Raw genomic sequence first — 8,980 nt, forward strand, 5'->3', positions numbered from 1 at the left:
CAGGCCGCGCCGCCCCGCGTCCTGCACCAGCCCGTCGCTGCGCAGCAGCAGCAGCGCCTGCTGGATCGGCTGGCGCGAGACGCCGTAGCGGGCGGCCAGCACCTCCTGCACCAGATGCGTCCCGGCCGGCAGCGTCCCGTCGGCGATTTCGCCGAGGATCGCCTCGTAGGCCTGATCGACCAGGCTGGGCTGCGGGGTGAGGAGCACGGCTGGTGTCCTGCATTCTGAATGCAGAATTCATAGCTACCGGTCGGAATGTCGTCAACCCCTCCGGTCCGGCGGCCGGGTTTCGGCGGAGCGTGGCGGCTGCTAGAGGAGGCGGGCGGGCTGCCCGGCGGCCCCGCTGCAAGGCTGGAAACGGTGTCGCGCATCCTGCTGGTGGAAGATGACGCAGTGCTGGTGGAGGCGCTGGAGCGGACGTTGCGCGACGCCGGCCACCACGTGACCGCCGCGCGGGACGGCGAGGCGGGGCTGCGCGCGGCGGTGGAGGCCGAGTACGACGCCGTCGTGCTGGATCGGATGCTGCCGCGCCTCGACGGGCTGACGGTGCTGCAACGGCTGCGCGACAAGGGGCTGCGGGTGCCGGTGCTGCTGCTGACGGCGCTGTCGAGCGTGGACGAGCGGGTGCGCGGCCTGCGCGCCGGCGCCGACGATTACCTCGTCAAGCCGTTCGAGGCGGCGGAACTGCTGGCGCGCATCGACACCATCCGCCGCCGGCGGGAGGAGGCGGAGGAGACGGTGCGGCGCATCGGCCCGCTGAAGCTCGATCTGGTGCGCAGGCGGGCCTGGCGCGACGGCCGCGACCTTGATCTGCTGGCGCACGAGTTCCGGCTGCTGGAGTATTTCATGCGCCATCCCGGGCGGGTGCTGACGCGGGAGATGATCCTGCTCGACGTGTGGAACTACCGCTTCGTGCCGGAATCGAACGTCGTCGCCGTGCATGTCAGCAAGCTGCGGCGCAAGCTGGAGGCCGCGGGCGAACCGCCGCTGATCCATACCGTGCGCGGCGTCGGCTTCGTGCTGCGCGGTGTGGCGTAGCCTCGCCGGCACCGCGAGCGCGCGGCTCGCGGCGCTGTTCGCCGCCGCGATCACCGTCGCGGCGCTGCTGCCGATGCTGCTGATCTATTATCAGGTGTCCGTGCTGCTGACGCAGCGGATCGACCATTACCTCGAACGTCAGGCGGCGGCGGCCGGGCCGGTCGAGCGGGCGGACCTGCTGCGCCGGGTGGGCGACCGGCTGGACAGCGACCTGCACCGCATCAGCGTGGCCGGGCTGTTCGACGCGCAACACCGGCGCATCGCCGGTAATCTTCCGGTGCTGCCGCCGTCGCTGCCGCTGGACGGGCGGGCGCATGCGGTCGCGGCCGACCGGACGGGCAATCCCGCCTGGACGGAGGGCACGCCGCTGCGCATCGTCGGGCGCGTGCTGCCGGACGGCACGGTATTCGTGATCGGCGGCGGGACATGGGCGCTGTCGGAGATACGGGCGACCGCGTCGTACGTGGTATTCCTGTGGCTCGCGCCGATCATCGTCATGGCGGCGGCGACCGGACTGTGGCTGACGCGGCAGGCGGTGGCGCATGTGCGCGACCTGCAGCGCAGCACGCAGCGCATCATCGCCGGCGACCTGACGGAGCGGCTGCGCATCGACGGGCGCGACGACGACATCGACCGCCTCGCCGCCAGCATCAACAGCATGCTCGACGAGATCGAGCATCTGGTCGAGCAGGTGCGCAGCGTCGGCAACGACATCGCGCACGGGCTGCGCACGCCGCTCGCGCGCATGAAGACGCAGCTCGACCGGCTGCGCACGGGTCCGCCCGACCGGGCGCGGCTGGATGGGGCGCTCGACGCGCTGGCCGCCGAACTGACGCAGACGCTGCGGGTGGTCACCGCGCTGCTGCGTCTGGCCGAGATCGACGGCAGCCGCCGGCGCGGATCGTTCGCCGATGTCGATCTGCACGCCATCGCGACGGAGGCGGTGGCGTTCTACGAGCCGCTCGCGGCGTGGCGGTCGGTGACGCTGGAGGCGCGCGCGACGTCGGCGCGGGTGCGCGGCGACGCCGATCTTCTGAGCGAGGCGCTGGCCAACCTCGTGGACAACGCCATCAAGTTCACCCCGGAGGGCGGGCGCATCAGCGTGGAGGTGGCGGCCGACGCGGCGACGGCGACGCTGCGCGTGCGCGACAGCGGCCCCGGCATACCGGAGGGCGAGCGCGTGCGCGTGCTCGACCGCTTCTACCGGGCCGAGGCGACGCGGCATCTGCCGGGCAGCGGGCTTGGTCTCGCGCTGGTGGCCGCGATCATGCGGCTGCATGGCGGGCGGGTCGCCGTCGCGGACAATCAGCCAGGCGCCATATTCGAACTGATACTACCGCGCGCGGCGTGAGCTTCGTAAAGTCTGCATCACACAGGCTTTTCGGCGTTGCGGCGCGCCGGTCCCGGATGAAACATGCCCCGAGACAGGGTGGTTTCGTCCAGACATGCAAAAAAGCCTTCAGACACAGGCCGGGGCGGGCGCCGCGCCGCCGGGCCGCCGCTTCCTTCTGAAGGGCGGTATCGCCGCGACCGGCGCCACGTTGCTCGGCGCCGCCGCAGCGCGCGCCGCCGCCCAACCCGATGCCCCGCCCGCCGCGCCGCCCGCCGACCCGGACTGGTCGCGCAGCCTCGGCCCCGGCGTGGATGACCGGCCGTACGGACAGCCGTCGCATTTCGAAAAGGACGTGATCCGCCGCAACGTGCCGTGGCTGACCGCCGGCACGCAATCATCCGTCAGCTTCACGCCGTTGCAGCATCAGGACGGCATCATCACGGCCAACGGCCTGTTCTTCGAACGCTATCACGCCGGCCGGCCGACCGTCGATCCGGCGCAGCATCGCCTTATGATCCACGGTATGGTGGACCGCCCGCTGCTGCTGGATATCGAGGATCTGCGGCGGTTTCCGTCGGAATCGCGCATCCACTTCATCGAGTGCCCGGCGAATGGCGGCATGGAGTGGCGCGGCGCGCAGCTCAATTCGCTGCAGTTCACGCACGGCATGATCGGCTGCGCCGAATGGACCGGGGTGCGGCTGTCCACGCTGTTCGGCGAGACGGGGATCAAGCCCGGCGCGGCCTGGGTGCTGGCCGAGGGCGCAGACGGCGCGCATATGGACCGCAGCATCCCGCTCGCCAAATGCCTCGACGACTGCATGGTGATCTACGGCCAGAACGGCGAGGCGCTGCGGCCGGAGCAGGGCTACCCGATGCGCCTGTTGGTGCCGGGCTGGCAGGGCAACATCAACGTCAAGTGGCTGCGCCGGCTGCAGATCGGGACGCAGCCGTGGTTCACGCGCGAGGAGACGGCGCAGTATACCGAATCGATGCCGGACGGCATGGCGCGCGCCTTTACCTGGGCCATCTATGCCAAGTCGGTGGTGACGTTCCCGTGTCCGGAACGGCCGATGAAGGGCGCCGGGCTGTATGAGATCCGCGGCCTTGCCTGGAGCGGCAACGGGCGGATCAGCCGCGTCGACATCTCGACCGACGGCGGCATCACCTGGCGCCCCGCGACGCTCCAGCCGCCGGTGCTGTCCAAGGCGCTGACGCGCTTCACCGCCGAATGGCGCTGGGACGGCAAGCCCGCGATGGTGCAGTCGCGCGCGGTCGACGAGACCGGGTTCGTGCAGCCGACGATCGCTCAGCTGCGCGCGATCCGCGGCACGTCGCCGATCTACAACAACAATTCGATCCAGACCTGGCAGGTGAAGGCGGACGGGAGCGTGTTCAATGTCCAGCTTTCCTGATCGGACCACCGCCGCGCTGGTGATCGCCCTCGGCGTGCTGGGCGCGGTGCGCGCGATCGCGGGGGGCACACAAGCCGCCGCGCCGCCCGACGCGCAGACGGCAGCGACGCAGCACGCCGATCTCGCGGCGATCGCCCCCGTCTCGAAAGGCGAGGATGAGCTGGTCGGCCATTACGGCTATGGCGCCGTGCCGACCGCGCAGCAGATCGAAGGCTGGTCGATCGCGGTGCAGCCGGACGGCACCGGCCTGCCGCCCGGGCACGGATCGGTGTCGCAGGGCGCGGACATCTTCGCCTCGCAATGCGCCGCGTGCCACGGCACGTTCGGCGAGGGCGAGGGGCGCTATCCCAAGCTCGCGAGCGACTCCAAGCTCACCGACGAGCATCCGGTCAAGGCGGTCGGCAATTTCTGGCCGTATGCGACGACGGTGTGGGACTACATCAACCGGGCGATGCCGTTCCCCGCGCCGCACAGCCTGTCGCCGGACGAGGTGTACGCGGTGACGGCCTATGTGCTGAACCTCAACAACCTGGTGGGCGACGATTTCGTCGCGGACCGCACGACCCTGCCCAAGGTGGTGATGCCGAACCGTTTCGGCTTCATCCTGCGTGATCCGCGGCCCGATACCCACGACGTCGCCTGCATGTCCGACTGCCGCAAGCCGTCCGACATCCACATCACCTCCTCGGCGGAGCACGTGGGGCTGACGCCGCGCACAACGGGACCGCTCGATGAGATGGAGCCGAAATGATGACCGCTGAACTCTCGCGGACCCAGCCGGACGAGGATCGACGCCTCGTCCTCCGCTGCCTCGGCCTTGCCCTCGCGGGCGGGGCGGGCACGATGCTGCTGTCGAGCTTCGGGCGCCCGGCGCTGGCGGCGGACGTGCCGGCCAAGCCGGTCTGGCCCAAGGATGCCTTCACCTGCAAGGACGAGGCCTCCGCGCTCAAGGCGCTGGGGTGGGAGGCGCCGGTCGCGTCCGACAAGATCACGCTGGTGCTGCCGGAAATCGCCGAGAACGGCGCGGTCGTGCCGGTCAGCATCACCGCCGCGATGCCCGACGTGCGCAGCATCGCGGTGATGATCCCGGACAATCCGTTCACCCTGACCGCGCTGTTTCCGCTGGCGGCGGGCACGGCGCCCGACATCGCGTGCCGCGTGAAGATGGCGAAGACGGCCAAGGTGGTGGCGATCGTCGCCGCCGGCGGCAAGCTCTACAGCGCCACGCGTGACGTCAAGGTCACGCTCGGCGGCTGCGGCTGACGGCGAACAGGGGAACACACGTCATGGCATCGACCATCCGCGTCCGCGCCATCGCCGCCGACGGCAATGTCGAGGTGCAGTCGCTGATCCGGCATCCGATGGATTCCGGTTTCATGAAGAACGACAAGGGGCAGATCATTCCCGCCCACTTCATCCAGACGGTGACGTTCGAGACGAAGGGCAAGATCGTGTTCACCGCGTTCTGGGGCCCGGCGATCTCCAAGGACCCGTATCTGAAGTTCAGCTATCAGGGCGGCGCCAAGGGCGATCCGCTGACCATCTCCTGGACCGACAACGAGGGCATGTCGGACACGCTGACGACGAAGGTCGCCTGATCATGGCCGCGCGCCTCGCCGCCGCGGCGGTCCTCGCCGCGTCGCTGCTGTCGGTCGCGGCGGCGCCGGCGGGGCAGGAGGCGGGTGGGCAGGCCCCGGGTGGGCAGGCAACGGTTGATCCGGCCGCCGACGCCGCGGCGATGCGGGCGTATTTCCACACGCGCTTTCCCGCGCTCAGCCTGCGCGACTACGCCGACGGGCCGTACGCGCTGGACGCTGGGATGCGCAAGCAGCTGCAGGACCTGATGCAGTTCCCGCCGACCACCTTCGCGCTGGAGGACGGCGCCAAGCGCTTTGCCGAGACCTTCGGCGACGGCGCGACCTATGCGACGTGCTTCCCCGGCATCGGGCAGGGCATCGCGCAGGACTACCCGCGCTTCGACGCGAAGCGCGGCGGGGTCGAGACGCTGGCGATGGCGGTCAACGACTGCCGCGCCGCCCATCACGCGGCACCGCTGCCGGTGGACGGCGAGGCGATGGCCGACCTGCTGGCCCAGATCGGCAAGCTGTCCGACGGCAAGCCGATGGCGGTAACGGTGCCCGACGATCCGCACGCGCGCGCCGTCTATGCCCGCGGGCGCGCGGTGTTCGACGATGCCAAGCGCGGCACCGTGGGCATGTCCTGCGCCGATTGCCATGTCGCCGGCGCGGGGCCGGGGCCGGACCGCGCGACCCGGGCGCCGGCGCTCGGCATCACGGCGGGGTTTCCGGCCTATTCGACGGGGGCCGGGCGGATGCTGACGGCCGAGGCGCGGATCGCCGGCTGCGATCGCGGGCTGCATGTCGCGCCCTATGCGGGCATGGCGGCCGATCATCTGGCGATCGCCTATTACCTCGCGGCGGTCAGCCGCGGCGTGCCGGTCGCGGCGCCGGGGGTGCGTCCATGAGCATGCGGGGCGAGACGACGCGGCGGGATCTGCTGCGCGGCCTGACGGCGGCGGCGGCGTTCGGCGTGATCGCGCGGCCCGCGCGCGCCGCGGCGGCCGAGGACATCTATGCGGTGCCGCGTCCCGGCACGGTGCGCGTGCTGCACGTCACCGACACCCATGCGCAGATACGCCCCGTGTACTTCCGCGAGCCGAGCGTCAACATCGGCATCGGCGCGGCGCAGGGCGTGCCGCCGCATCTGGTGGGCCGGGCGTTCCTCGATCACTTCGGCCTCCCGGCGGGCGGGCGCGAGGCGTACGGCTACACCTATCTCGACTTCGACGAGGCGGCGCACCGCTACGGCACGATGGGCGGGTTCGCGCATGTCGCGACCCTGCTGGCCCGTCTGCGGGCGGAGGGGCCGCCGGGCGCGACGATCACGCTCGACGGCGGCGACCTGATGCAGGGTTCGGCCCTGGCCAACGATACGGCGGGCGCGGCGCTTGCCGAGCTTGCCAACGATCTCGGCATCGACGCGATGACCGGGCACTGGGAGTTCACCTATGGCCAGGACGGGCTGCGCGCCAACATCGCGCGGCTGCATGGCAAGTTCCTGGCGCAGAACGTCTTCCTGACGGACGACGCGGCGTTCAACGGCGCGCACTGCTTCGACGCGAGCAGCGGCCGCGTCTTCCAGCCGGCGCAGATCTACGCCGTGGGTGGGCGGCGCGTCGCTGTGATCGGACAGGCGTTTCCGTATGTGCCGATCGCGCATCCGCGGCGCTTCACCCCGGACTGGAGCTTCGGCATCCATCCGGCGGAATTGCAGGCGCTGGCAAGCGACCTGCGCCACCGCGAGCGGGCGGACGCGGTGGTGCTGCTGTCGCATAACGGCATGGACGCAGACCTCAAGCTCGCCGCCGTTGTCCCGGGAATCGACGTCATCCTCGGCGGGCACACGCATGACGCGATCCCGACGCCGACCGTCGTCACCAATGCCGGCGGGCGCACCCTGGTCGCCAACGGCGGCAGCAGCGGCAAGTTCGTGGGCGTGCTCGATCTCGACATCGGCCCGGGCGGCGTGCGCGACATCCGCTATCGGCTGCTGCCGGTGTTCAGCAACCTGCTGCCGGCGGACGCCAAGGTGGCGGCCCGCATCGACGCGCTGGAGGCGCCGGGCCGCGCGGCCGGGGCGGAGGTGCTGGCGCACACCGACACGACGCTCTTTCGCCGCGGCAATTTCGACGGGCCGATCGACCGCGTCATCTGCGACGCGCTGCGCCACGAGCTTGACGCGGAGATCGCGTTCTCGCCCGGCTTCCGCTGGGGGCCGAGCCTGCTCGCCGGCAGCCCGATCACCATGGGCGACCTGATGGCGCAGACGGCGGTGACCTATCCGGACGTGTACGTGCAGCCAATGACCGGCGAGGCGATCAAGGGGCTGATGGAGGATGTCTGCGACAACCTGTTCAACCCCGATCCGTTCCGTCAGCAGGGCGGCGACATGATCCGTATCGGCGGCATGAGCTATGTCTGCACGCCGGGCAACGCGATGGGCAGCCGCATCTCCGACCTCGTGCTCGCCGACGGGCGCACGCTGGAGGCGGGCAAGTCGTACCGCGTCGCGGGCTGGGCATCGGTCAGCCAGAAGCAGGACGGCACCCCGGTGTGGGACGTCGTCGCGCGCTATCTGCGGGCGCGGGGCACCGTCGCGCCCGACACCTCAACGCGCGTCACCCTGCGCGGTGTCGCCAGCAATCCGGGATACGCCGCCACATGACCGCCGGCCCGACCGACGCCTCGCCCCGCCCACGCCTGTCGCGGCGCAAGGGCCTGTTCGCCGCGCTGCTGCCGGGTGCCGCGTGGGTGGTCGCGCGGGCCACGCGCGCGGCGGCGGCGACCGAGAATCTCGAGGACACCAAGCCGTTCGCCGAGCACCGGCTGGCGTTGCAGCTGTCCGACGAGGACCCGGCGAAGCAGCACCTCGTGCTCAACGTCGCCAACAACATGCTGCGCAAGTTCACCCCCGACCTGATCGCGATCGAGGTGGTCGCCTTCGGCCCCGGCATCGTGCTGCTGCACGCGGACAGCCCGGTGCGCGAGGCGGTGGACAGTCTCGCGGCGCAGGGGGTGCGGTTCGACGTATGCATGAACACGGTGAAGACGGTGGAGCGGCGCAGCGGCGCGAAGCTCGCGCTCAATCCGAACACCGTCCCGGTCGATGCCGGCGCCGCGCAGCTGATGCTGCTGATGGAGCGCAAATACGTGCTGCTGCGGCCGTGACGCGCCCGCCACCGGGGCCGGCGCGGGTGGGCTTCGCCCGCCGGAGCGTGCTGCTTGTCGCGGGTGCCGCGGTCGGCGTGGCGCTCGGCCGCCGTCTCGCCCGCGCGGAGGACGACGGCACGCTGTCGCCCGCCGCCGCCGCCGCGCTGGCGCGCGATCCGGGGCCGGGTGTCGCGGGCAATCCGGATGGCGGGCTCGATGTCATCGAGTTCTTCGATTACCGCTGCACCTATTGCCGGCAGATGGAGCCGCGTCTGGCCACCGTCGCCGCGCATAACGCGAGCATGCGCGTCATCTACAAGGAGTGGCCGGTGTTCGGCGGCATCTCCGTCGATGCCGCGCGCCTCGCCCTCGCCGCCGGCTGGCAGGGCGGCTATGCGGCGGCGCACGCGGCGCTGTGGACGGTGCCGCCGCCGATGACGCCTGAGGGGCTGCGCGCCACGCTGC

At 71.2% G+C, this 8,980-nt stretch carries 11 protein-coding genes; 10 read left to right on the top strand and 1 reads right to left on the bottom strand.

Annotated features, from left to right (window positions below):
- The coding region (locus B8460_RS05725) for a GntR family transcriptional regulator (protein WP_048860623.1) at positions 1–207 on the bottom strand (207 nt) is incomplete at its 3' end.
- A gap of 153 nt (positions 208–360) precedes the next feature.
- On the opposite strand from B8460_RS05725, the gene B8460_RS05730 reads away from it, so the two are divergent.
- The 10 genes from B8460_RS05730 to B8460_RS05775 form a co-directional block, all read left to right on the top strand.
- Complete coding sequence (locus B8460_RS05730) at positions 361–1,038, top strand: response regulator transcription factor (protein ID WP_241771119.1); 678 nt, start codon at positions 361–363, stop codon at positions 1,036–1,038.
- Positions 1,028–2,389: a sensor histidine kinase gene (locus B8460_RS05735; RefSeq protein ID WP_048860624.1), complete on the top strand. Its 1,362-nt coding sequence runs from the start codon at positions 1,028–1,030 to the stop codon at positions 2,387–2,389. The genes B8460_RS05730 and B8460_RS05735 overlap by 11 nt, the downstream gene beginning before the upstream one ends.
- A 94-nt stretch (positions 2,390–2,483) precedes the next feature.
- A complete protein-coding gene (soxC, locus tag B8460_RS05740) occupies positions 2,484–3,785 on the top strand; it encodes a sulfite dehydrogenase (protein WP_048860625.1) in 1,302 nt (433 codons plus the stop codon).
- Positions 3,769–4,536: a c-type cytochrome gene (locus tag B8460_RS05745; RefSeq protein WP_084623269.1), complete on the top strand. Its 768-nt coding sequence runs from the start codon at positions 3,769–3,771 to the stop codon at positions 4,534–4,536. The genes soxC and B8460_RS05745 overlap by 17 nt, the downstream gene beginning before the upstream one ends.
- Positions 4,536–5,048 carry a thiosulfate oxidation carrier protein SoxY gene (soxY, locus tag B8460_RS05750; RefSeq protein WP_048860632.1) on the top strand — a complete coding sequence of 171 codons (513 nt, stop codon included), beginning with the start codon at positions 4,536–4,538 and terminating at the stop codon, positions 5,046–5,048. Before B8460_RS05745 ends, soxY begins: the two co-directional genes overlap by 1 nt.
- Before the next feature lie 23 nt (positions 5,049–5,071).
- Entirely contained in the window at positions 5,072–5,383 is a 312-nt protein-coding gene (gene soxZ, locus B8460_RS05755; protein WP_048860626.1) for a thiosulfate oxidation carrier complex protein SoxZ, read from the top strand.
- A 2-nt stretch (positions 5,384–5,385) separates the two neighbouring features.
- Complete coding sequence (gene soxA / locus B8460_RS05760) at positions 5,386–6,270, top strand: sulfur oxidation c-type cytochrome SoxA (RefSeq protein ID WP_048860627.1); 885 nt, start codon at positions 5,386–5,388, stop codon at positions 6,268–6,270.
- Positions 6,267–8,030: a thiosulfohydrolase SoxB gene (soxB, locus tag B8460_RS05765; RefSeq protein WP_048860628.1), complete on the top strand. Its 1,764-nt coding sequence runs from the start codon at positions 6,267–6,269 to the stop codon at positions 8,028–8,030. Before soxA ends, soxB begins: the two co-directional genes overlap by 4 nt.
- Positions 8,027–8,533, top strand: coding sequence for a DsrE family protein (locus B8460_RS21685; RefSeq protein WP_084623271.1), 507 nt, complete (start codon positions 8,027–8,029; stop codon positions 8,531–8,533). Before soxB ends, B8460_RS21685 begins: the two co-directional genes overlap by 4 nt.
- On the top strand, positions 8,530–8,980 hold a 451-nt coding region (locus B8460_RS05775; protein WP_158322728.1), incomplete at its 3' end, for a DsbA family protein. The genes B8460_RS21685 and B8460_RS05775, both read left to right, overlap by 4 nt.

Origin of the sequence: Acidisphaera rubrifaciens HS-AP3 (assembly GCF_000964365.1) — a bacterium.
Lineage (GTDB): Bacteria > Pseudomonadota > Alphaproteobacteria > Acetobacterales > Acetobacteraceae > Acidisphaera > Acidisphaera rubrifaciens.

What these genes read in the sequence shown, in the direction of transcription:
- soxA (WP_048860627.1), top strand. Translation starts at nt 5,386, where the DNA reads ATGGCCGCGCGCCTCGCCGCCGCGGCGGTCCTCGCCGCGTCGCTGCTG.
- soxY (WP_048860632.1), top strand. Translation starts at nt 4,536, where the DNA reads ATGACCGCTGAACTCTCGCGGACCCAGCCGGACGAGGATCGACGCCTC.
- B8460_RS05745 (WP_084623269.1), top strand. Translation starts at nt 3,769, where the DNA reads ATGTCCAGCTTTCCTGATCGGACCACCGCCGCGCTGGTGATCGCCCTC.
- soxC (WP_048860625.1), top strand. Translation starts at nt 2,484, where the DNA reads ATGCAAAAAAGCCTTCAGACACAGGCCGGGGCGGGCGCCGCGCCGCCG.
- soxZ (WP_048860626.1), top strand. Translation starts at nt 5,072, where the DNA reads ATGGCATCGACCATCCGCGTCCGCGCCATCGCCGCCGACGGCAATGTC.
- soxB (WP_048860628.1), top strand. Translation starts at nt 6,267, where the DNA reads ATGAGCATGCGGGGCGAGACGACGCGGCGGGATCTGCTGCGCGGCCTG.
- B8460_RS21685 (WP_084623271.1), top strand. Translation starts at nt 8,027, where the DNA reads ATGACCGCCGGCCCGACCGACGCCTCGCCCCGCCCACGCCTGTCGCGG.